20 protein-coding genes and 1 riboswitch are annotated in these 22,622 nt (G+C 38.5%); of the genes, 13 read left to right on the forward strand and 7 right to left on the reverse strand.

What is annotated here, in order from left to right:
• Positions 1-198: 198 nt before the first annotated feature.
• Both J7E63_RS11390 and J7E63_RS11395 read right to left on the reverse strand, forming a co-directional pair.
• A complete protein-coding gene (locus J7E63_RS11390) occupies positions 199-1,431 on the reverse strand; it encodes an aminopeptidase (protein ID WP_215012109.1) in 1,233 nt (410 codons plus the stop codon).
• Between the two features lie 462 nt (positions 1,432-1,893).
• On the reverse strand, positions 1,894-3,984 hold the full coding sequence (locus J7E63_RS11395) for a DNA topoisomerase III (protein ID WP_215012111.1): 2,091 nt from the start codon (positions 3,982-3,984) through the stop codon (positions 1,894-1,896).
• 345 nt (positions 3,985-4,329) lie between these two features.
• Here J7E63_RS11395 and hutH point away from each other — a divergent pair, with 345 nt between their 5' ends.
• On the forward strand, positions 4,330-5,856 hold the full coding sequence (hutH, locus tag J7E63_RS11400; RefSeq protein ID WP_215012113.1) for a histidine ammonia-lyase: 1,527 nt from the start codon (positions 4,330-4,332) through the stop codon (positions 5,854-5,856).
• Between the two features lie 32 nt (positions 5,857-5,888).
• Here hutH and J7E63_RS11405 read toward each other — a convergent pair whose 3' ends face one another.
• On the reverse strand, positions 5,889-6,092 hold the full coding sequence (locus J7E63_RS11405; protein ID WP_215012115.1) for a hypothetical protein: 204 nt from the start codon (positions 6,090-6,092) through the stop codon (positions 5,889-5,891).
• Positions 6,093-6,718: 626 nt separating this feature from the next.
• Positions 6,719-6,808: riboswitch (cyclic di-GMP riboswitch) on the forward strand.
• Between the two features lie 30 nt (positions 6,809-6,838).
• Between J7E63_RS11405 and J7E63_RS11410 the strand changes: the two genes are divergently transcribed.
• On the forward strand, positions 6,839-6,970 hold the full coding sequence (locus J7E63_RS11410) for an anti-repressor SinI family protein (RefSeq protein WP_214715341.1): 132 nt from the start codon (positions 6,839-6,841) through the stop codon (positions 6,968-6,970).
• Positions 6,971-7,074: 104 nt separating this feature from the next.
• On the opposite strand, the gene J7E63_RS11415 is transcribed toward J7E63_RS11410, so the two are convergent.
• Positions 7,075-7,404, reverse strand: a complete 330-nt coding sequence (locus J7E63_RS11415) for a helix-turn-helix domain-containing protein (protein WP_214715342.1) — start codon at positions 7,402-7,404, stop codon at positions 7,075-7,077.
• A 277-nt stretch (positions 7,405-7,681) separates the two neighbouring features.
• Between J7E63_RS11415 and map the strand changes: the two genes are divergently transcribed.
• A complete protein-coding gene (gene map / locus J7E63_RS11420; RefSeq protein ID WP_215012117.1) occupies positions 7,682-8,431 on the forward strand; it encodes a type I methionyl aminopeptidase in 750 nt (249 codons plus the stop codon).
• Positions 8,432-8,468: 37 nt separating this feature from the next.
• On the opposite strand, the gene J7E63_RS11425 is transcribed toward map, so the two are convergent.
• Positions 8,469-8,693, reverse strand: coding sequence for a DUF1128 domain-containing protein (locus tag J7E63_RS11425; RefSeq protein ID WP_066251264.1), 225 nt, complete (start codon positions 8,691-8,693; stop codon positions 8,469-8,471).
• A 237-nt stretch (positions 8,694-8,930) separates the two neighbouring features.
• On the opposite strand from J7E63_RS11425, the gene J7E63_RS11430 reads away from it, so the two are divergent.
• A complete protein-coding gene (locus tag J7E63_RS11430; RefSeq protein WP_215012119.1) occupies positions 8,931-9,302 on the forward strand; it encodes a YtxH domain-containing protein in 372 nt (123 codons plus the stop codon).
• Positions 9,303-9,316: 14 nt separating this feature from the next.
• Positions 9,317-10,153 (forward strand): YihY/virulence factor BrkB family protein, encoded by an 837-nt coding sequence (locus J7E63_RS11435; protein ID WP_215012121.1) that lies wholly within the window; start codon positions 9,317-9,319, stop codon positions 10,151-10,153.
• Between the two features lie 238 nt (positions 10,154-10,391).
• Here J7E63_RS11435 and J7E63_RS11440 read toward each other — a convergent pair whose 3' ends face one another.
• Together J7E63_RS11440 and J7E63_RS11445 are read right to left on the reverse strand one after the other, a co-directional pair.
• Positions 10,392-12,305: a heavy metal translocating P-type ATPase gene (locus J7E63_RS11440; RefSeq protein WP_215012123.1), complete on the reverse strand. Its 1,914-nt coding sequence runs from the start codon at positions 12,303-12,305 to the stop codon at positions 10,392-10,394.
• A 176-nt stretch (positions 12,306-12,481) separates the two neighbouring features.
• Entirely contained in the window at positions 12,482-13,660 is a 1,179-nt protein-coding gene (locus J7E63_RS11445; protein WP_215012125.1) for an MFS transporter, read from the reverse strand.
• 200 nt (positions 13,661-13,860) lie between these two features.
• On the opposite strand from J7E63_RS11445, the gene cax reads away from it, so the two are divergent.
• From cax to rlmD, 8 genes are all read left to right on the forward strand, one after another.
• Positions 13,861-14,901 carry a calcium/proton exchanger gene (cax, locus tag J7E63_RS11450; RefSeq protein ID WP_215012319.1) on the forward strand — a complete coding sequence of 347 codons (1,041 nt, stop codon included), beginning with the start codon at positions 13,861-13,863 and terminating at the stop codon, positions 14,899-14,901.
• A 382-nt stretch (positions 14,902-15,283) separates the two neighbouring features.
• Positions 15,284-15,898, forward strand: a complete 615-nt coding sequence (locus J7E63_RS11455; protein ID WP_215012127.1) for a YczE/YyaS/YitT family protein — start codon at positions 15,284-15,286, stop codon at positions 15,896-15,898.
• 131 nt (positions 15,899-16,029) lie between these two features.
• Positions 16,030-16,800 (forward strand): YfkD famly protein, encoded by a 771-nt coding sequence (locus J7E63_RS11460; protein ID WP_251033497.1) that lies wholly within the window; start codon positions 16,030-16,032, stop codon positions 16,798-16,800.
• 132 nt (positions 16,801-16,932) lie between these two features.
• A complete protein-coding gene (locus J7E63_RS11465) occupies positions 16,933-17,130 on the forward strand; it encodes an SE1561 family protein (protein ID WP_088085809.1) in 198 nt (65 codons plus the stop codon).
• Positions 17,131-17,323: 193 nt separating this feature from the next.
• Positions 17,324-18,865: a fumarate hydratase gene (locus tag J7E63_RS11470; RefSeq protein ID WP_285289930.1), complete on the forward strand. Its 1,542-nt coding sequence runs from the start codon at positions 17,324-17,326 to the stop codon at positions 18,863-18,865.
• Positions 18,866-19,269: 404 nt separating this feature from the next.
• Positions 19,270-20,235: a nuclease-related domain-containing protein gene (locus J7E63_RS11475; protein ID WP_215012131.1), complete on the forward strand. Its 966-nt coding sequence runs from the start codon at positions 19,270-19,272 to the stop codon at positions 20,233-20,235.
• Positions 20,236-20,298: 63 nt separating this feature from the next.
• A complete protein-coding gene (gene pdaA, locus J7E63_RS11480) occupies positions 20,299-21,066 on the forward strand; it encodes a delta-lactam-biosynthetic de-N-acetylase (RefSeq protein WP_215012138.1) in 768 nt (255 codons plus the stop codon).
• 166 nt (positions 21,067-21,232) lie between these two features.
• Positions 21,233-22,615, forward strand: a complete 1,383-nt coding sequence (gene rlmD / locus J7E63_RS11485; protein WP_215012145.1) for a 23S rRNA (uracil(1939)-C(5))-methyltransferase RlmD — start codon at positions 21,233-21,235, stop codon at positions 22,613-22,615.
• Positions 22,616-22,622: the final 7 nt, after the last annotated feature.

The following is a 22,622-nucleotide window of genomic DNA, read 5'->3' on the forward strand; positions in this document are numbered from 1 at the left end:
CAGGGGAGACCCCGCAGGAGCGTAGCGACGAGGAGGCTCCCCGGCACGCCCGCGGAAAGCGAAGTGCCTGGAGCGGAAATCAACAGGCCCATTAGCAGGTACAATGAATAATTAAATGCTGAGAATAAAAAATTGCCGAGAAAAATACTCTTTCTCGACAATCTGAGAGCAGGGAGTCCTACTCTTTTTGTGCTTAAATTAAAAAGCCCAGTTTCCGCCTCGGAATACGGGTTCTGTTTTTCCATCAGCGGTGATTCCATCGATGTCCATCTCCGTGGAACCAATCATGAAATCAACGTGAGTGATACTTTCGTTCAGACCGTTTTCTTTCAATTCTTCGGAAGACATTTTCTTGCCGCCTTCAATACAGAAAGCATAGGCACTGCCGATTGCTAAATGGTTTGATGCATTTTCATCAAACAATGTATTGAAGAAAAGGACATTTGATTGGGAAATTGGTGAGTTATATGGTACAAGAGCAACCTCACCAAGATAATGTGAGCCTTCGTCTGTATCGACAAGACGCTTAAGGATTTCTTCGCCTTCTTCTGCTTTTACCCCGACAATTCTTCCATCTTCGAACGTAATCGAAAACCGGTCAATAATATTTCCACCATAGCTTAAAGGCTTTGTGCTAGCAACTGTACCATTAACACCTGTTCTATACGGAACAGTGAACACTTCTTCTGTCGGCATGTTGGCCATAAACTCGAAGCCTTTCTCATTCAAACTGCCTGCGCCCACCCAGATGTGTTTTTCCGGAAGTTCAATCGTTAAATCTGTACCAGGAGCTGTGTAATGGAGCTTTTGGTATCTTTTTTCATTTAAATAATGAACTTTTTCATGAAGGGTTTCATCATGTTTTTTCCAAGCTTCTACTGGATTTTCAACGTCTGCACGCACGGCTTTGAAAATCGCATCCCAAAGTTTGCTTACTTGGTTTTCAGCAGGCTCATCCGGGAAAACTTTAGCTGCCCATGCCGGCGCCGCAGCTGCAATAACAGTCCAACTCACCTTATCTGATTGTGCTGCCTTCCGGTAATTCGCCAGTGCTTTTCCAGCAGCTTTATTGAAGTTGGCAATCCGTTCTGGATTCACGCCTTTTAGCAAATCAGGGCTAGTGGAAATAACCGACATAAAGGCAGCGCCTTGATCTGCTAGATCTTCCATTTCTTTGGCACGCCAAACAGGGTACTCAAGGAATGCCTCATCGGGAGCTAAGTCATATTTTGTTCTCGTAACTGTATCATCGTTCCAGTTAACGATGACATTTTGTGCACCAGTTTCGTATGCTTTTTTGACAATCAGACGAACAAATTCGGCCGCATCTAAGGTGGCGTTTACGACTAAGGTTTGACCTTTCTGAACATTTACGCCCACTATAACGGCTAGTTCAGCATATTTTTCAAGGTTTTTTTGAAATTCACTCATATGTACGTCTCCTTTTCTTCTGAATCTTCCTTTATTGTAGCGGTTCCAATTGGAAAAAGAAACCGAAAGCCATTAAGCAAAAGGATACCTGATAAAAACAAAAAAACAGTAAAGATTTTTATCTTTACTGCAACTTACTGCCGTATACTTTTATATTTAAATAAACACCTGCGGAAAATAGGACTAAAAATGTAATAATTCCTGACAATGAAGTTGGAGCCATGAACTGGGATAATTCCATTGTTTCCACCGCCCTAATAATATTAACTTTTGTAAGTTAATTATAATACAAATTAGGCAAATGTGAACATTTTAGTACAATTTTTTATGTATTATTGACCCTTTTTTACATCTGTGTTCCAACCTTTTGTTTTTCAAACGAATAAAACATCACCATCATACTATCTAACTGGAAGATCATACAACAGAAATGGTAAGCACATTTTGTGCTTACCATTATGGTTAGTCTTGATTCTTTAAGGCTTGTTTCAGTAAATCTCCTAAGCTTGTTCCAAAATCCTCTTTTTGCGTATATTTCTGGACAAGCTTTTGTGCTTCTTTCTTATTGACTGCTTTTTTCTTGTCTTCTGCTTTTTCAACGACATTGCATCGGCGGCATTGGAAGTATGCGCCTGCTTTCCCGTCATGAATCTCCATTTTTTTATGGCACTGTGGACAGCGGCGATTAGAAAGCTTCGGGTCCTTTCTTTTCCGAAATGAACACTCAGGACTTGAGCAAACAAGAATTTTTCCATCCTTTGTATTTCTTTCCTTTAAGAATTCGTTACATTCCGGACATCTCGATCCAGTTAAATTGTGAGCCCGGTACGTTTTGTCGCTCGTTTTAATTTCAGAAACCAGCTGCTCTGTTTGACGGCGAATTTTTTGTAAAAAGGCTTTCGGGTCTGCCTTTCCTTTTGAGATTCGTTCCAGTTCCTGCTCCCATTTGGCCGTCAATTCTGGTGATTTTAATTCATCATTGACAAGGTCGATTAGTTGTTTGCCTTTTTTCGTTGGATGGAAGCGCCCATTTTGCCGTTCAACAACTTCTGTTTCCACAAGCCTTTCAATAATTTCTGCTCTGGTTGCTGGGGTTCCTAAACCGAATTTCTCCATTTGAGCTAGAACATCTGCTTCAGAATAACGCTGCGGCGGTTCGGTCCATTTTTGGTTCATGGAGCTATTTTTAACCGTAAAGGACTGACCTTGGGCTAATTTTTGCAGGCCAGTTACAGCATGTTCAGTATCTTCTTTTCCTAAAACTTTCTTAAAGCCCAAATCGATTACATTTGTTTCTTTTGCTGTAAATGTCTCACCTTCTACCTTGAAGGTAGCCTGAATGGTTTCATATTCATAAGCAGGTAAAAACAAAGCTAAGAACCGTCTAGCAATGATATCGTATAGTTTTCTTTCATCTGAATCGAGTTCACTAAGATTCAGCCGTTGTTCCGTAGGAATAATGGCATGGTGATCCGATACCTTTTCATTGTTAAAAACGCGTTTGGCAAGTACTATACCCCTATTTGCAAGAAGAGGGCGGACCTCATCCTTATATCCAGAAGCCATTCCTTGCAGGCGGTCTGTCATTGTGTTCATCATATCTGTTGTTAAATAGCGTGAATCGGTTCTTGGATAAGTAACTAATTTGTATTGCTCGTAAAGACGCTGTAAAACGGTCGAAGTCTTTTTTGCAGAAAAACCAAATCGCTTATTGGCATCACGCTGTAGCTCTGTTAAATCATAGGGTAGAGGCTGCGGCTCTGATTTTTTCTTTCGCTCAATTTTTTCAAGCACAGCTTTTTTCCCATTGATTTTAGATTGGATCGCTTCCGCTTTTACTTTATCGAAAATGCGCTTTTCATTGTCTCGTTCCCAATCAGTTGAAAGCGGGCCGATTTCTGCCCGAATTGTCCAATATTCCTTTGGTACAAAAGATTGAATCTGCTGCTCACGCTCAAGAGCAAGTGCAAGCGTAGGGGTTTGAACCCGACCTGCAGATAGAGGATCCTTGTATTTGGTGGTCAATGCTCTTGTCACATTTAGACCAATTAACCAATCAGCCTCTGCTCGGCAAACTGCTGAATGGTAGAGGTCCTCAAACTGTTTGCCTGGTTTTAATTGTTTGAACCCATCCTTTATAGCCTTATCTGTTTGTGAAGAAATCCATAATCTCTTTAAAGGTTTGTTCCAGTGGAGCTTTTCAAGAATCCAGCGGGCAACCAGTTCGCCTTCACGTCCTGCATCCGTTGCAATGATACATTCGTTTATATCTTTCCGTTTGGCTAACGCTTCAATGGCTCGGAATTGATGGTTTGTTTGCTTCATAACCATCAGGCCCATTTTTTGTGGAATGATCGGTAAATCTTCCAAATTCCATGTTTTATATTTCGTGTCATAATGCTCGGGCATTTTTAATTCAATTAAGTGACCAAGGGCCCATGTGACAATATATTGATTGCCTTCCATATAGCTTTTATGTTTTTGATTGCAGCCAAGGACACGAGCAAGTTCACGAGCCACACTTGGCTTTTCTGCAAGTACGAGAGATTTCATAGTAACTCCTTTCGGGTAAATCCAATTTGACCTTTTTATAGTATAACGGAACTTTCCTTTATTTTAAATCGTTGTAGCTCATACGCCACTAAACCGGCGATTCCGCTTTTCATTATTATCGTACTAAAGTGTTATCGTGCTAAAATTCAGAAAATTAAATTGACAGATAAGCTTTTCATCACATACAATAATTATCAATAAGATAGTTAAAGAATGGAATGATCCCATGAGGCATCTAATAATATTCGATCAATTAATCATAAAAGAGGCTGGACTCCAAATCAAATAGATTCGGAATCCAGCCTCTTTCTTTATTATACTACAGTGGTAGAGGAGAGAGACAATATGATCACACTTACAGGTGGAAGCTTAACGTTAGAGCAGATGAAAGATGTATTATATGGCAAGCAAAAGGTTAATGCTTCAGACAAGAGTATGGAAGCTGTCAAGAAGAGCCGTGAAGCAGTAGAAAGAATTGTTTCAGAATCAAAGGTCGTTTATGGAATTACGACTGGATTTGGAAAATTCAGCGATGTACTTATCGATAAGAATCATGTTCAAGACCTGCAGCTTAATTTAATTCGTTCCCATGCGTGCGGGGTAGGTGAACCTTTTCCGGAAATTGTTTCTAAAGCCATGGTCCTTCTTCGGGCTAACGCACTGCTAAAGGGCTTTTCTGGAGTCAGACCTATTGTCATTGAAAAGTTATTAGAGTTAGTGAATAAAGATATCATTCCTGTCATCCCACAGCAAGGTTCCCTTGGTGCGAGCGGTGATTTAGCTCCGCTTTCTCACCTTGCCTTAGTTCTAATTGGGGAAGGAGAGGTATTTTACAAAGGTAAGCAAATCGATGCTTTTGATGCGCTCCAGTTAGAAGGGATTTTACCCGTAACATTGGAAGCGAAAGAAGGTCTAGCTCTAATTAATGGTACCCAAGCGATGACAGCAATGGGTGTTATTGGTTACTTGGAGGCAGAACAGTTAGCACATGAAAGTGAGCTGATTGCTGCAATGACAATGGAAGGGTTAAACGGAATTATCGATGCATTTGCAGAAGAAGTTCATGTCGCAAGGGGATATAAACAGCAGATTGACACAGCAGCGAGAATTCGTCGTTATTTAAGCGATAGTTTATTGACAACACAGCAGGGCGAGTTACGGGTTCAAGATGCTTATTCTCTCCGCTGCATTCCACAAGTTCACGGGGCATCTTGGCAGGCCTTGGATTATGTGAAAGAAAAATTAGAGATCGAAATGAATGCAGCAACGGATAATCCATTAATTTTTGATGATGGAGAAAAGGTGATTTCTGGGGGGAACTTCCACGGGCAGCCCATAGCTTTTGCGATGGATTTTATGAAGATTGCCGTAGCGGAACTAGCAAATATCTCGGAAAGACGAATTGAAAGATTAGTCAATCCACAGCTTAATGATTTACCGGCTTTCCTAAGTCCTGAACCTGGTTTGCAATCAGGTGCAATGATTATGCAATATGCGGCAGCAGCGCTTGTTTCAGAAAATAAAACACTCGCACATCCTGCCAGTGTCGACTCGATTCCCTCTTCCGCAAACCAAGAGGACCATGTAAGTATGGGAACAATTGCTTCTAGGCATGCTTATCAAATTATCCAGAACGCACGCAGAGTTATCGCAATTGAACTAATTTGTGCCATGCAGGCGGTTGAAATTCGCGGGATCGAAAAAATGGCATCTCATACCAGGGTTTTTTATGATAAGGGCCGCGAACAGGTAGCTTCGATTAAACAAGACAGGGTGTTTTCCAAGGACATCGAAAAAGCAGCTAATTGGCTTAAAACAATTGAATTTTCACATTTTATTAGAAATTTAAGTATGGAAAAAGGCCAATTCTAGGGATATAAAAAGGCGTGAAGTGCTCACGCCTTTTATTCTGTCTGGTCATTTAGTAAACGAGCAGTATCTCCTCGATATTCTTCCTCATCTTCTACTCGATTTTTAAATGCTTCCCTTACCACTAAAAATTCTTCGTCCCCAATTGCTTGTTTCGCATGTTTTTCAGTTAAACTGTCTTTTGGAAAATTACCAGGGTGGTTTTTCTTTTTATGTTCAAAATGTTCTCCACGTGCCAAATTCAACACTCCTTTCGTCATCAAAAGTAGCATTCCCTGATTGGAGTGAAAATAATTACTATTAAAAAAGAAAAAAGCTGTCTGAAAGTGGAATCTATAAATAGATTCACTCTTCACCAGCTTTATCTTTCGGGGGATCTGGTTTACACATGCGGTCTAATACATACCCAGCAAACACAATAAACGCAATCGGAATGGAAAAGTTTAATACATGAATAAGGGTCATCGCAATGCTTCACCACCATTATTTTGAATATTAACAATATTAAGTTTGTTGTTATGTTGTTTAATTATATGCTAATTGTCACAGTTTAGACAAATATTACAATTCATATGAATTGTAATATTAATTTAGTTTCCACAAGGAAATAAAGAAATGGCAAGGAATTTCGTCTAAAGCTCTAGAACTTAGACATGGAACATCAAAGGGGTTAAGCTGTAATTGGGATATTTTTGTAGATATTTGGCATAATTTGTTAGAAAAAAATGTGTGAAAATTAAAATAATGCGACAAATTACAACACCCTACTAAAATAGCACTAGATATAATATCAATGAGGATTAAGTAAATCGACCTATCACATAAGAACGATAAGCTAAAACAGTCATACTTAAGTTGTATTAGTATCAGAAAAAGGCAAACCTGTTGAAAAGCAGGGACGCAAAGCCGAGGATCTAAGGCAAGTATGACTTGTTACGATGGCCGGGCTACCTGGAATACACAATGTATTTTAGGAGTGAGAAAAATGGTTATTACAAAAAGTGAAGTAGAAGTAATCGATCAAGAATGGATGGAACTCATATTAGAAGCAAAAGACTTGGGATTATCCATAAAAGCAGTTCGTGACTTCCTTAGCCAACAAGAGGTTATGAGTTAATCACGGAACGACAGTGTACATAAATAAAAAAAGCATTCTACAAATGGGAGTATTTGTAGAATGCTTTTCTTTTTTCAAATTGAAAAAGACCTTTTCGCAGGTTATTATTTATCGTCGTTTTGATTAATACGCCACTTGTTAAATTCAAGAAAATCACGAAATTGTTCTTTGGAAACACCAGAATTCATTGCATCTTTGACAAGATTCATCCAATCAATGTCTAATTCCGCTTTATTGACTTCTTCATGTATTAAATGATCAATAGGTATATTTAAGACAACTGCAATTTTTTCAAGAAACTTTATAGAAGGATTCTCTTGTTTGTTATTTTCAAGGTTGCTTAAATAAGATTTTGCCACGCCTGCTTGAGCAGCAAGTTCGGAAAGTGACATTTTCTTTTCTAAGCGAAATTTTTTTACGCGATCACCGATCATAATTCTCACACACCTAATTTTTATTCACTTACATTAATTTTATCAAAAAGAATAGAAAAGCACCATATTAAGAACAAAGGAATATGACAATAATATGAACTTTGAGAAAAGTTTCACCATATAAAGTATTTTTGAAAAAATCACAGGATAGGGTTAATATTAATAGTGTTGCCAATAGTGGTCAATTGTAATTCACTAAAAGGTATGGCTTTTAGACGAATAACAATTTTGGATATTATACATAAAAATAAACAAAAAGGAAGGGGACCCTCCTAAAATGATTGTCCTTAAATCACAACGTGAAATTGAAGCAATGAAAAAGGCAGGAGAAATACTTGCAGCTTGTCATAAAGAAATCGGAAAATTAATCAAACCAGGTATAACCACTTGGGAAATCGATGCATTTGTTGAAGAATTTCTTAAGAAAAATGGAGCGACACCAGAACAAAAGGGTTATAAGGGTTATGAATATGCAACCTGTGCAAGCATAAATGACGAAATATGTCATGGCTTCCCAAGGAAGGAACCTTTAAAAGATGGGGATATTGTGACAGTGGATATGGTTGTCAATTACAATGGTGCTTTGGCTGATTCCGCCTGGTCTTATGCGGTAGGAAAGGTATCAGAGGAAACCGAACGTCTATTAAATGTTACAAAGGAAGCACTCTATAAAGGGATAGAACAGGCGATTGTCGGCAATCGAATTGGGGATATAGGACACGCAATTCAAACCTATGTTGAAAGCGAAGGTTTTTCTGTTGTTCGAGACTTTATTGGCCATGGGATTGGAGCAGTGATACACGAGAAGCCGGATGTTCCACACTACGGGCTGCCAGGAAAAGGAGCAAGAATTAAAGAAGGTATGGTCTTTACAATTGAACCCATGGTTAATGTAGGTAGATACCAAACGAAGATGGACAACAATGGATGGACGGCAAGGACCATTGATGGAAAATATTCAGCACAATACGAACATACACTTGCGATTACAAAAGATGGCCCCGTCATCTTAACTGAACAGGATTAAAAACAAACCCGTTATGTGCAATAACGGGTTTGTTAGCTTATTTTTTTCGGAGGCTTCCAAGCTCTTCAACTAAGGCCTGCATTTCATTAGGACTAAATGAATTCTTTCTAAGTACCATATCATAAATCTCTTTTAATTCCTCGTACATTTCTTCATCAAAATGCGAAGGTTTTATGGCTCCAAGGTTTAGGACCTTTAGCTTTTCCTTAATTTGTTCAATCATATATTCGACATTCTCAATCGATTTTTCTGATAAATTCATTTGGGTCACCCTTTCCGCGAGTTAATATGTCCATCTTTTCATGTTGAAAATTATATGTCAATACAAAGTTCCTAGGAAAGACTCCCAATTTAGTAAACCAAAAAAAATGGATAAAAATATCAGTTGGACTTGCGTGACCATCCACTATGAAGCAAAATAAATGAAAGAGGGTTTTGGTATTATTATCATCGGGTATTATTAATGATAATAATAATTATGATTAAGGGAGACGTTAACATGACAAAGAAAAATCAATTTTGGCGCGGGGTGTTACTTGGAGCACTTGCTGGCGGAGCAATCAGCCTTTTAGATAAACAAACACGTGAAGTGATGAAAGAAAACGTACAAAAAACTACTACAAAGGTTACCTATATCATGAAAAATCCAGGAGAGATTACTGATAAGGTGAAGGAAACTGCAGAAAAATTAAAGACAACCGTTAAGCAGGTCAGTGAGGATATATCTTATATAACAGATAAAGTGGAAGAGTTACGAGAGATAACTCCTCAGGTAACGGACATTATAAAAGAAACGAAGGATACCTTCACAAAAAGTGACGAAGAAATCCTTTTAAATGAAGTATTAGGTAAAGAAGAAAAAATCCAATAAAAAGGAGGATGAAAATGGAAAAGGTGGGGAATGTTCGCTCATCTTTATTAAAATTACTTTGGCACCGGGTCGATGAAGATGATTTACCTGGATTAAGTGCACAGCTAGCATATTATTTTCTACTGTCCCTGTTTCCGCTCCTGATTGTTTTATTTACACTCCTTCCATATATTCCAATTCCCCATCAGGATATGCTTGGGATCGTAAGGGATTTTGCACCTGTCGAGGCCATGGACCTAATTGAAAAAAACGTCCATGACATAATGAATCATCGGAATGGCGGGTTGTTATCGTTCGGGATTATCGGTACGATTTGGTCGTCATCGAACGGTATTAGTGCGATTGTGAAGGCTTTTAATAAGGCATATAATGTTAAGGAAAGCCGCTCGTTTATTGTCTCAAGAGGAATGGCTATTCTTTTAACTTTTGGAATGATCTTTGTTTTAATTCTGGCGATTGTTCTTCCTGTATTCGGCAGAGAAATAGGTGTCTTTTTATTTTCTCAAATGGGCTACACGACAGAATTTATTAAGGTATGGGATACATTAAGCTGGCTGGTTAGTGCGATTATTTTGTTTCTCATTTTTACAGGATTGTATTGGATTGCACCAAACGTAAAAATAAAATGCCGGAGTGCCTTTCCAGGGGCAGCTTTTGCTACCGTGGGCTGGATTATTTCTTCGATTGGATTAACCTTTTACGTTGGTAATATAAGTAATTATTCGCTCACCTATGGAAGTATTGGGGCAATTATTGTCTTAATGATTTGGTTATACATATCGGCATTTATTATTATATTAGGTGGAGAAATCAACGCTTTTTATAGTGAAAAAAACCGTAAGAATTGCTAATAGTTTCCTTCATGAAATTAGCCCATCTGTCCAAACTAAGTTAGAAGGCTAACATAACTTCAGGGAGGTTCTTATTATGACAAAGAAGACCAAAAAAGATGGCGGTACAAAGCAAAAAGGTAAAGGTAGTAAAGGAAATAAAACTTCGGGGTCTGCGAACGGCTCGAACGGCTATCACTAATGGGTTAAATCCCATATGAAAATAAAAAGACCGGATGAATGTTCATCCGGTTTTTCACTATTTAAGCAATCGAAGACTATTTAGAATGACTAAAATGGTACTGCCTTCATGACCGATTACTCCATATGGCAAATCGAGCATCTGAAAGAAATTCGATGCCATCAAGATCATGATTACAGTTATGGAGAAAACAACATTTTGTTTAATGATTCTATTCATGCGTTTGGAAAGATCGATGGCCTCGGCAATTCGCGGTAAATCATTTTTCATTAGGACAATATCAGCTGTCTCAAGGGCAACATCAGTTCCTCCGCCCATGGCAATACCGACATTGGCAATTGCTAGCGCGGGTGCATCATTAATCCCGTCACCTACCATTGCCACAGTTTTATACTTTTCTTTCAAATCCTTAAGTTTTTCTACTTTTACCTCAGGTAAGCATTCGGCGAAAAATTCATCTACATGGCTTTCAGAGGAAATCGCTCGTGCTGTTTTTTCACTATCCCCAGTAAGCATGACCGTATGAATACCTTGCTTTTTTAAATGATCAATGGCAAGTTTTGTTTCCTTGCGAACTACATCCTTCATGGCAATGATCGCACTCAGTTCACCATTTATTTCAATGTATACAAGTGTATTGCCAAGACTTGAAAGATCTTTTGCCTTATCTTCAGCAAACTTGTCAACATAATTATTGCCAATAAAGGCAGCCTTACCAATTTTCCAATGCTCACCGTTAATTGTCGCTTTAACACCCCAGCCTGGTACATCCTCAAGACTTTCTGGATAAAGGAGATCCTTATTCATGCTCAATTTAACATAATTCACTATCGCGGTTGCAAGCGGATGGTTAGAATGGTTTTCAATTGAAGCTGCTTTCCAAATAAGGTCCTCTCGATCAAGTCCTTCCTTAACAATCACTTCGGTTACTTCTGGTTTCCCTTTGGTAAGTGTCCCCGTTTTATCAAATGCGATGGCCCCTAGATGGCTTAAATTTTCAAGATGAACCCCGCCTTTTACCAATATCCCATGTCTCGCTCCATTTGAGATGGCGGATAAAGTGGCCGGCATAATAGAAGCAACAAGGGCACAAGGGGATGCAACCACCAATAATATCATTGCCCTGTAGAAGGCTTCTTGCCAACTCCAGCCTAACATAAAGTGTGGGAGGAAAAACATTAATAAAACAACGGATAGGACTACTTTTACATAGGTTCCTTCAAAACGTTCAATAAACAGCTGTGAGGGTGATTTCTCGCTTTGAGCTGATTGAACAAGCTGTATGATTTTGTGGAAGAGGGTATCATGACTCGCTTTTGTCACTTTAACAGTAATTGAACCAGTCATGTTAACGGTACCCGCGAAAACGTCTTCCTCAGTTCCTTTTGAGACAGGCATGGATTCGCCGGTTATTGCAGCTTCGTCGATATTCGTTTGTCCTTTGATGATGATTCCATCAGAAGGGACACGTTCCCCAGGCTTAATTAAAATAAAATCACCGACACGGAGCACTGAAACAGGAACCTTTTTTTCATAACCACTTGAGATGAGCAAGGCTTCTTCGGGCTGAAGCTTCATTAAAGAGGAAATTTCCTTGTGGCTTTTATTCATGGTATAGGTTTCTAATGCTCCACTTACAGCAAAAATGAAAATTAGAACGGCACCCTCTGTCCAGTAACCAATAATTGCTGAACCTATGGCAGCAAAAATCATTAGCATTTCCACATTTAATTCTTTATTTTCATAGGTGGCTTCAATGCCTTCTTTAGCCTTGGCAAACCCGCCAATGATAAATGCCAGCAGGTAAGCAATAATGGAATCTGCTCCATTTCCGTACTTATCCAATATCCAGCCAGCAGCAATGAATCCACCGCTTAATCCAGCAGCAATCAATTCTGCATGCGGTTTGATTTTTTCTAAGAAACCTACTTTGTGAATACTCTTTGTTAGAGTCTTTGCTTCTGAATTCATAGAATCTCCCCCTCTCAATTTCCTAGTTGATAAGAATAATCAAAATCAATCCCCTTAAAAAATACGAAAGCTGTCATCAAAGGGATGACAGCAACAATTCTTAATTTTATCTTTATTTTCTTTCATCTTACCACATATTTTATGCATTAGATATGAATTTGCTCCACAATAGTGGATTAAGAATTTTGTTGTTCAAAAGCCAAGTAAGTCTTTTTTCCAAAAGCAAAGATGATAATTGATAAGATCAAAAGCATCGGACTAATGATATAGAAGAAACTCACATTTTGAGAGAATTTAATGAACAATCCTCCGATGATTGGACCACTTAGGCTGCCAAGACTAAAAAAAATGCCGCATAACAAATTTCCTGTCGATAGTAAGTTCTTTGGAACTAAATCGGTCATGTAACTAATGCCAAGCGAGAAGGTCGAACCGACTATCATCCCTGAAATGAGGAAAGCTACAAACAGCCCAATAAAGGAATGCTCAAGAAAACTTGCAGCTGTAAAGCTGAAAAATCCAAGAAATAATATAGTTATTAAGATATTTCTCCGCCCAACCTTATCACTAATAATTCCTAACGGAAGCTGGGTAATGATACTGCCGATTGCAAAAGATGATAACACCATTGAAACACTGGAAACGTCGATATTCATTCTTAATGCATAGACAGGGAAACTTCCGTTTAAGGAGGATTCTAAAAAGCCGTAAGAGAATGGAGGTAAGAAAGCAACCCATCCATGTTTTAATGCCTTTCTAAACTGCTTGATTGTGGCAAGGAATGAATTGATACCAACTTCTTGCTCAGGTAATTCATTTTTAAGAGTAAAAACAAAGACCCAGCCAATAAAACATAAAATCGAGGAAACAATAAAGGGCAGCGATTGATTTACGTTTACTAATGGTGTCATTAATGGCCCGGAGGCAAAACCAATCCCAAAGAACAGACCATACAGAGAAATATTACGTCCCCGCGTTGCAGCTGGGGAGGAGGAAGTAATCCAAGTCTGTGTGGCAAAATGGAGGGAATGATCGCCAATGCCAATCAGTAATCGGAGAGCAAACCAAAACCAAAATGTCTCCCATAATGGAAATAAAGCAAGTGAAACAATTACGAGCCCGCCACCATAGATAATAACCGGTTTATAACCGTATTTTCTGAGAGGCATTTCCATGAAAGGGGACACAAGTAGAATTCCAATATAAAGTGCTGTAGCATTTAAGCCATTTAATGAAGGAGAAACGCCACTTTTTTCAAAAATTACTGCGATGAGTGGCAACAGCATGCCTTGCGAAAAACCAGATATGGCGACTATACTAACAAGAATCCAAAAACGATGGTTATTTTTATTCATAGAACTTCCTCATTCAAATATTTTTAAATAGTTCCTAAATGATGGTAACGAGAAAATCCGCCATTTGCAAGTGAACAAACTCCCTAGACTTTTATGATTAGTTTAGGTAAATTAGGGTACAAAAGGAAAAAAGATTTAAAGGAGAAAGCCTCGGTACATAATAAATAGAATTTGGAGGGAATACGGTGAACAAGATTTTTATGCTTATGACACTTATTGGGGTGCCACTTTCAGTTATTGGCTCACTTATGCACTGGTCAAATATCATCTTATTTATTATTTACTGTTTAACCATAGTTGCATTAGCCAGTTTTATGGGGAGGGCAACAGAAAGTCTCGCAATTGTTGCTGGCCCGCGAATAGGCGGATTATTAAATGCAACCTTCGGAAACGCGGTTGAACTTATTATTTCTATCTTTTCGTTGAAGGCAGGGCTCGTTGGTATTGTTCTTGCCTCCTTAACCGGTTCGGTATTAGGAAACTTGCTTCTTGTAGCGGGATTATCTTTCTTTATTGGAGGCATAAAATTTAAGAGGCAGACATTTAATGTGTACGATGCACGACACAATTCGGGCCTGCTTATGTTTGCTGTTATCATTGCCTTTGTTATTCCCGAGGTTTTTTCGATGAATATGAATGAGACAAAAACTCTTTCCTTAAGTATCGGCATATCAGTCATTCTGATTATCCTTTATCTAGCGGCCTTATTTTTTAAGCTGGTCACCCATCGAGGTGTGTATCAGCCTAGTACTGAAAAAGTGGCGCATGAGGAAGAAATACCAGAATGGAGTAAAGGGAAAGCGATCGCTGTCCTTTTCATCGCTACCATAGCTGTTGCTTATATTTCCGAGCATCTTGTTCATACCTTTGAATATGTAGGTGAAACTCTCGGTTGGTCTGAATTATTTATCGGGGTAATTATCGTAGCAATTGTTGGTAATGCAGCAGAGCACGCTTCGGCGATAGTGATGGCATTTAAAAACAAAATGGATATTGCAGTGGAAATCGCAATTGGTTCTACCTTACAAGTGGCTATGTTCGTCTTACCTGTACTTGTTCTGATTTCTCTTTTCTTTGATACCACGATGCCGCTTCTTTTCAGCTGGCAGGAGTTAATTGCAATGGTTTCATCTGTTCTCCTTATGGTTGTTATCTCTAACGATGGTGAAACCAATTGGTTTGAAGGGTTAACTTTACTGGCTGCCTATTTGATTATGGGAATTGGTTTTTACTTACTCTAATTTACATTAAAGAGACTCTAAGCCTAATGGATTAGAGTCTCCTTTGAAATATATACTATTTTTAAATTCTTCCATGTACGGAGTTAATGATCTTGCATGGACTATAATGATAAAATATCTTTTTTGTAGGGTTAAGTATCAATCGCTTTTCTTTGGGCCATCAATCACCAACCTTCATGTTTATTTAGATACATGAACACGAGTGTTGAATCACATATAAGACGGGAATCCCAACCTCCTTAATATTAATTAGGTAAATGGGTAGCAGATTGATTACAGCCCTCCTTACTTGATAGATTAAGTATATTATATAACGAAATTGTAATTTTGTAAATGTTCTGATTATTACATTTATGTTACTTTTCCCTAAAAGGAGCCACAAATGAAATTATTAGTTAGGTTTTTATTTTTTATTTTAGGTTTAGCTATTATGACTTTCGGAGTATGTATGACCATTGAAGTAGCCGATATTGGTGTAGGTGCATGGGACGCACTTAATGTAAGCCTAACTGAAAAGGTTGGGTTATCAGTGGGAAAATGGGTGATGATTGATGGAGCGGTTTTAGTCATCGTTGTTTCTTTTTTATTAAAAAAAAGACCGGATCTGCTTTCATTACTAACTATTATTATCATTGGTTCCTTAGTTGATTTTTGGTTAGACACTGTTTTTGATTTATTTCAAGTCAATCAACTTAAGGGAAAAATCGGGATGTTATTGATGGGCATCTTGATTATTGGATTTGGGGCAGCCATTTATATTCAGGCTAAGTTTCCACAAAGTCCAATCGATAATTTTATGTTGGCAATCAAGGAACGTTTTCATGTTAATTTAATGGTTGCGAAAACGATTGGGGAAATTACAGCCTTAATTCCTGCATTTTTTCTGCATGGGCCTATTTCATACGGGACCCTTATTATCACTTTTACGGTAGGGCCGGCCATTCAATTATTTTTTCCATTTTTTGAAAAATTAATGGTCCGTCTTCAGGCGAAATAATGAAATTAGTTGCTTGGATGGATAAAATATATCAACTCCGAAAAAACTACTAGCAGACTGATTAATGCTATTTAGTGAAAGGAGTTTAACTCGTGAAGAGAAATGTCTCTGTTCTTATAACACTGCTATTAATGTTAACTTTTATTCCGTCAGGGTATGCACAAAAGGTTCCGGTGAAAAAAGTCTCGGTTAAATATCAAGTCCCAGCTTCGGTTCGGAATATCACCAAGGAAAATACTTATCCGAATTCGACACAGGATCTGCCATTACTGCAACCAAGTGATTTAACTAAGAAGTTGATTAATTCTTCAAAGGTCAAAATTGAAAATCCCGATTTGATCCGGATGTTGAATGAATCGAGTATTAATAGCACACCATTTGCGATTGGTTATCGCGCTATCGTCTACTTAGGCCAGTGGCCGTTGAATTATGAATCAACCGAAACTTCCCCGAATTGGGAGTTCCAAAAAATTAACACAAATTATTTCGATAATCGTGGCGGAAAGGTGCCATATCAGATTAAGTATGTTCAGGAGTCGCAAAAAATCATCAGAGGCGGCCTAACGGCTAAAATCGCCAATGCCGAAGATGTGAAAAAAATGATGCTATTAAAGGCGATGGAAAAAACGAATCTTCCACTTTCGTTTGATACGATTATTGGAGCAGGCACAAAGAATGATCATATTTATAACATCCCTCCTAACCGCCTAGGCTACTTATACGCTTATGCACCAGGTGTGAATGAAAAAGGAAAAGTAACCTACGGTGAAGTCTACTTAATTCTAAAAGGAAGCAAAAAGTTTATCGTAATTAAAAATGTCACGTCCCAAGGGATAGGTGCATGGATCCCTGTACAGGATTATGTTTCCTTTGGATTTGCTGCGTCTGAAAGACCAAGATGACCTTAAAGTTGAGGACTCCTCCGTACAGGAGTCTTTTTATTTTTTAAAAATAGGGCAAAATAATAATAATCGATTGTCAAAGTATAAATTTTTCGGTAGGATGAGAACGTTAACGAAAAGGAGTGAATCAGTTTGGGTAATCCAATTGAAGATAAAAATACACAAGTGAATTTTTTAAAACAACGTTTAAACATGTTCATTGACGTGCTCGATGCCATTGATCCTGAAGATACGGATCTTGAAGATATTGACCGCTTAATTTCAATGTTAGATGATATGGAATCAAAATGCAGAGAATTTAATAATCGCGAAGTGAGTGAGTCTGTTTAATCAACAGGCTCTTTTTTTTGGAGGGAGGTGAGTTTCCTTATCCAAAATTTACATGGTTTTTTTTTCGATTAACATGGCAACGGTTGCAAGCTAATCCTTTAATTCTAGAGGGTATAGGAGTATAATATAAACGTGCAAAAACGTTGAAAATTGAAAAAGATTATTGGGGAACATAGGGAGAGGGGTACTCGAATTGAATATTTCTAAATTTCAAGAAAGCATGTACAAGCTAGTCGTAGAAACATCAACAAAACTTCCTAAGGATGTACGCCGGGCCGTTAAAAGGGCGAAGGAAATAGAAAACGCTGGAACAAGTGCGGCGATGAGCCTTGCGACGATTACAAACAATATCAAAATGGCTGACGATCAAGTGTCACCGATCTGCCAGGACACCGGTTTACCAACCTTTAAAATCAAAACGCCAGTTGGTGTAAACCAGTTAGAAATTAAAGAAGCGATTCGCAATGCCATTGTTTTAGCAACAAAAGAAGGAAAATTACGCCCGAACTCGGTTGATTCACTCACAGGTGAAAATAGTGGTGATAATCTTGGTGCAGGGGTGCCAGTTATCAAATTTGACCAATGGGAAAAAGACTATATCGACGTCCGTCTTATTTTAAAAGGCGGCGGTTGTGAAAATAAAAACATTCAATACAGTCTGCCATGTGAAATTGACGGTCTAGGACGAGCTGGACGTGACCTTGATGGAATCCGTAAGTGTGTCATGCATTCCGTATATCAAGCACAAGGACAAGGCTGCAGTGCTGGCTTTATTGGCGTTGGGATTGGAGGCGACCGTTCCTCCGGATATGATTTAGCCAAAGAGCAGCTATTCCGCTCAGTGGAAGATGTGAATCCAAATGAAGAACTTCGTAAACTTGAAGAGTATGTTATGGAAAATGCTAATAAATTAGGAATTGGCACCATGGGCTTTGGCGGAGAGGCAACTCTTTTAGGGTGTAAAGTCGGTGTGATGAATCGTATTCCAGCAAGCTTTTATGTGTCTGTTGCCTACAATTGCTGGGCATTCCGCCGTTTAGGTGTAAGTGTGAACGCGGAAACAGGCGAAATTAACGAATGGATGTACCAAGACGGGGAATTCATTGATTTTGCTGAGGGAGAAGCGGCGAAGGAAACGGCAGCTACATCTGAGGGTGTTATTACGCTGGAGGCGCCAATTTCTGAAGAACAGATCCGTGCCCTTAAAGTTGGAGATGTCGTTCAAATTAACGGCTTGATGTATACTGGTCGCGATGCGATTCATAAATATTTAAGTGATCACGACGCACCTGTTGATTTAAATGGCCAAGTCATTTATCATTGCGGACCGGTTATGTTAAAGGATGACGCTGGTGAGTGGCATGTTAAAGCTGCGGGTCCGACAACAAGTATTCGTGAGGAACCTTACCAAGGCGATATCATGAAGAAGTTCGGAATCCGCGCTGTCATTGGTAAAGGCGGGATGGGACCGAAAACACTGGCTGCTTTGAAAGATCATGGCGGTGTGTATTTAAATGCTATCGGTGGTGCGGCCCAGTATTATGCTGATTGTATTAAATCTGTGGAGGGTGTGGATTTAATGCAATTTGGTATTCCAGAAGCCATGTGGCATCTGCGTGTAGAGGGCTTCACAGCCGTAGTAACCATGGACTCGCACGGAAACAGCTTGCACGCCGACGTTGATAAATCTTCCTTAGAAAAATTAGCTCAGTTTAAGGAACCGGTTTTTAAATAAGGTATTTTTGGGATAGGCGCTTTGGGCGTCTATCTTTTTTAGTTTGAAGAGCAATTAGTGAGGAAGGAGATAGAACTGGGAATTAGATGCCATTTTTTGAAAAATAAAGTTTCTGTTTTGTAAAATTAATCTTAATTTTGGTCGAATAACCTGATATTATTTCTTGTGTTGGGAATATTTTCCGTTTTATGTTCAATCCCAAGCTTATTATGAAAAATAAATTGAATAATTGTATAATAATCTTTTTTATCGTGTAATTATCTCTCGAATTGTAAAATTCCCCTTTCATCTTTTGTCTATCACATTATAATTAACAAAATTCATAAATACTTCATACACGAAATAAGGAAAACATGTTATAAATAAGCGAAACAATTTCTAAATTTACTAAAGGAGGTATTAATTTGTTTGTTAAAGACCTAACAGTTCCGCTTAATCTCTTAAAAGCCGAAGCATTGGAAAAAAGAATGCCCCCAAATCATCCCAAACTTAATGATTTAAGGCTATTCATTAAAAATTTACGATCTGGATATAATGGTGAAAGAAAAATACATTATTATCTAGGACAAATTCCCCCAAAAAGGTTTCTCATTTTCCACGACTTGCGTCTACCGTATGGAGAAGGTTACTTTCAAATCGATGCCCTGCTACTTTCCCCAAGAGGTATTCTCATGATTGATGGAAAAAACCACTCTGGCAAACTTACAATCGAAAAAAATCAGATGATTCAAGACTATTTGGACAATAGGGTCATTTATGAAAATCCAATCGCACAGGCACAACGCCATAACTTATTATTGACATATTTTCTAGAAAAACACCAAATCCCTCCAATCCCAATCGACTCCTTAGTTTCTATTTGTAAATCATCCACTGAGGTATGTATTAGTCCTGGATACACAGCTGCTCAAAAGAAGGTTTGCCGAGTAGGTGATTTACTTGGAAAAATCGATGTATTTTATCATCAACATAATAAGAACCAGATTGATAATAAAACCATTGAGAAAATAAAAAAGCTCTTTTTAAAGAACCACACTCCTCTAATTACAGACATTCTTCAAAAATTTGGTATTATAAAATCTGAAATTATTACTGGGGTTCAATGTCCCAATTGCTTCCAATTTCCAATGAAATATAAGAGGAAAATATGGTGTTGTCCTACTTGTCAATTTATTTCACAAGATGCGTACATAGATGCGATAAGAGAGTATTTCTGTCTACACACTCCATCATTTACAAACATAGAAATACGGAATTTCCTCCATCTTCCATCAACAAGAATAACCGCGTATTTTCTTTCCTCATTAAACTTCCCTTATACTGGAACAACTAAGGGGCGGATTTATTATCCGCCTAAAAATTTCCTTTAAATACTAATAATCTTTTCTCTCCAATAACAAATAATAAAAAAAATAAAAATAGGGGGAACATGGATGAAAAGATTATTGTGCATCCTCAGTATGCTGCTCGTTTTGATACCTCAGAGTACATATGCGGCTGTTTCTAATCAGCCGATTCATTGGGGTTTTAAAAAGGGGGTTAACGAACAGCCTGCAGAAGCAGGGGCCGAGCTTGATCAGTTGATCGAACAATACGGGGCTTTTTATAAAAGTAACCCTAATTCAAAGACGCTTTACCTTACCTTCGATAACGGATATGAACAAGGCTATACCCCTCAGATTCTTGATATTTTAAAAAAGGAAAAGGTCCCTGCAACATTCTTTGTAACTGGACATTACTTGCTCTCAGCAGGGGATATAGTTAAAAGGATGGTAAAAGAGGGGCATATTGTTGGTAACCATTCGTGGCATCATCCAGACCTCACAGCTGTAAGTGACGAAAGGATACGTGAGGAGCTGGAAAAGGTCCGCGTTAAAACGAAAGAATTGACTGGTCAAAAAGAAATGAAATATCTCCGCCCGCCAAAAGGAGTCTTTAGCGAGCGAACGATGCAAATTGCTAAAGAAGAAGGCTATACACATGTTTTCTGGTCCCTTGCCTTTGTCGATTGGAATGTGAACCAGCAAAAAGGCTGGCAATATTCCTACGATAATATCATGAGACAAATCCATCCCGGTTGTATACTGCTATTACACACTGTTTCAAAAGACAATGCCGATGCACTTGAAAAGGCGATTCAGGACTTAAAGAAAAAAGGCTACAAGTTCAAAAGCCTGGATAAGTTTCCGAAGAAAAAATAATCAAAGCTAAAGGCGAATTTATTCAAAAATTCGCCTTTTAATGATTCATTTTATCAATGCCGAATCATGGAGATTCGGTTTTTCTATATAAATCATGCTATAATACGGGGTAAAATTAAAATGAAACTATCTATATGAATTTATGGAATAATTTGGAGTGAAATAGATGAAAACTGATCAAAATATCAAAATCGAACTAAATCAAACCTTTCCGCTGACTATCAAAAGGCTCGGCATTAATGGGGAAGGCGTGGGCTATTTTAAAAAGCAGGTTGTCTTTGTGCCGGGAGCCCTTCCAGGTGAAGAAGTTGTGGTAGAGGCAACGAAGATTAACCCTAAATTTGCTGAGGCAAAAATCAAAAAAATCCGGATTAAATCCCCGCATCGTGTACTGCCGCTTTGCCCGGTGTATGATCAATGCGGTGGATGCCAGCTACAGCATTTGAAATACGACCAACAGCTTAAGGAAAAACGTGATATCATCATTCAATCATTGGAGCGCCATACCAAAGTTGACATCAACAAGCTCGAAATTCGTGAAACAATTGGGATGGAAGACCCATGGGGATATAGAAACAAGAGCAGTTTTCAAGTCAAGGCAATCGATGGAAAGGTACTCGCCGGACTTTATGGCCTTAATTCCCATCAATTGATTAACATTGACGAATGTGCTGTGCAGCATGCACAAACAAATGAGGCAACCTCTGAAGTGAAGCGGATTTTAGAGGAATTAAAAATTCCGATTTATAATGAAAAATCTAGAAAAGGTATTATTCGAACCATTGTTACTCGTGTCGGCATTCAAACAGGGGAACTGCAAATAGTTCTAATAACTACACAAAAAGAATTGCCGAAAGTGGAAGTCATCATTCAGGAAATCCAAAAGCGTCTTCCGAATGTAAAATCAATTGTGCAGAATATAAATGGACAAAAAACGTCACTAATTTTTGGCGATGAAACCTTGCCATTAGCTGGTGAAGATTTTATCCAAGAAACCTTGGGAGACTTACAATTCGAGCTATCGGCAAGGACCTTCTTCCAGTTAAATCCTGTGCAGACAGTAAAACTTTATAATGAAGTGAAAAAAGCAGCGGCTCTAACTGGCCAAGAAAAAGTCCTCGATGCCTATTGTGGTGTGGGAACAATTGGGTTATGGCTTGCAGACCAGGCAGCTGAAGTCCGTGGGATGGACGTCATCACGGAATCGATTGAGGATGCGAAGAAAAACGCAAAGCGCCACGGATTTACCAATACTAAATACGTGCCTGGCAAGGCAGAAGAGGTCCTTCCTAAATGGGTCAAAAAGGGTTGGAAGCCAGATGTCATTGTAGTCGATCCACCTAGAACAGGCCTAGAGGGGCAGCTCATCCAAACCATCCTTCAGGCGGAACCAAAAAAGTTGATATACATCTCATGTAATCCTTCAACTTTGGCTAAGGACATTCAGAACTTAAGCGCGAAATATGAAGTAAAATATATCCAACCAGTGGATATGTTCCCGCATACAGCACATGTTGAATGTGTTTGTGTGCTATATATGGCTGATTAAGGATTGG

The organism is Bacillus sp. ISL-75 (assembly GCF_018613095.1).

What these genes read in the sequence shown, in the direction of transcription:
- J7E63_RS11390 (WP_215012109.1), bottom strand. Translation starts at nt 1,431, where the DNA reads ATGAGTGAATTTCAAAAAAACCTTGAAAAATATGCTGAACTAGCCGTT.
- J7E63_RS11395 (WP_215012111.1), bottom strand. Translation starts at nt 3,984, where the DNA reads ATGAAATCTCTCGTACTTGCAGAAAAGCCAAGTGTGGCTCGTGAACTT.
- hutH (WP_215012113.1), top strand. Translation starts at nt 4,330, where the DNA reads ATGATCACACTTACAGGTGGAAGCTTAACGTTAGAGCAGATGAAAGAT.
- J7E63_RS11410 (WP_214715341.1), top strand. Translation starts at nt 6,839, where the DNA reads ATGGTTATTACAAAAAGTGAAGTAGAAGTAATCGATCAAGAATGGATG.
- J7E63_RS11415 (WP_214715342.1), bottom strand. Translation starts at nt 7,404, where the DNA reads ATGATCGGTGATCGCGTAAAAAAATTTCGCTTAGAAAAGAAAATGTCA.
- map (WP_215012117.1), top strand. Translation starts at nt 7,682, where the DNA reads ATGATTGTCCTTAAATCACAACGTGAAATTGAAGCAATGAAAAAGGCA.
- J7E63_RS11425 (WP_066251264.1), bottom strand. Translation starts at nt 8,693, where the DNA reads ATGAATTTATCAGAAAAATCGATTGAGAATGTCGAATATATGATTGAA.
- J7E63_RS11430 (WP_215012119.1), top strand. Translation starts at nt 8,931, where the DNA reads ATGACAAAGAAAAATCAATTTTGGCGCGGGGTGTTACTTGGAGCACTT.
- J7E63_RS11435 (WP_215012121.1), top strand. Translation starts at nt 9,317, where the DNA reads ATGGAAAAGGTGGGGAATGTTCGCTCATCTTTATTAAAATTACTTTGG.
- J7E63_RS11440 (WP_215012123.1), bottom strand. Translation starts at nt 12,305, where the DNA reads ATGAATTCAGAAGCAAAGACTCTAACAAAGAGTATTCACAAAGTAGGT.
- J7E63_RS11445 (WP_215012125.1), bottom strand. Translation starts at nt 13,660, where the DNA reads ATGAATAAAAATAACCATCGTTTTTGGATTCTTGTTAGTATAGTCGCC.
- cax (WP_215012319.1), top strand. Translation starts at nt 13,861, where the DNA reads ATGCTTATGACACTTATTGGGGTGCCACTTTCAGTTATTGGCTCACTT.
- J7E63_RS11455 (WP_215012127.1), top strand. Translation starts at nt 15,284, where the DNA reads ATGAAATTATTAGTTAGGTTTTTATTTTTTATTTTAGGTTTAGCTATT.
- J7E63_RS11460 (WP_251033497.1), top strand. Translation starts at nt 16,030, where the DNA reads ATGTTAACTTTTATTCCGTCAGGGTATGCACAAAAGGTTCCGGTGAAA.
- pdaA (WP_215012138.1), top strand. Translation starts at nt 20,299, where the DNA reads ATGAAAAGATTATTGTGCATCCTCAGTATGCTGCTCGTTTTGATACCT.
- rlmD (WP_215012145.1), top strand. Translation starts at nt 21,233, where the DNA reads ATGAAAACTGATCAAAATATCAAAATCGAACTAAATCAAACCTTTCCG.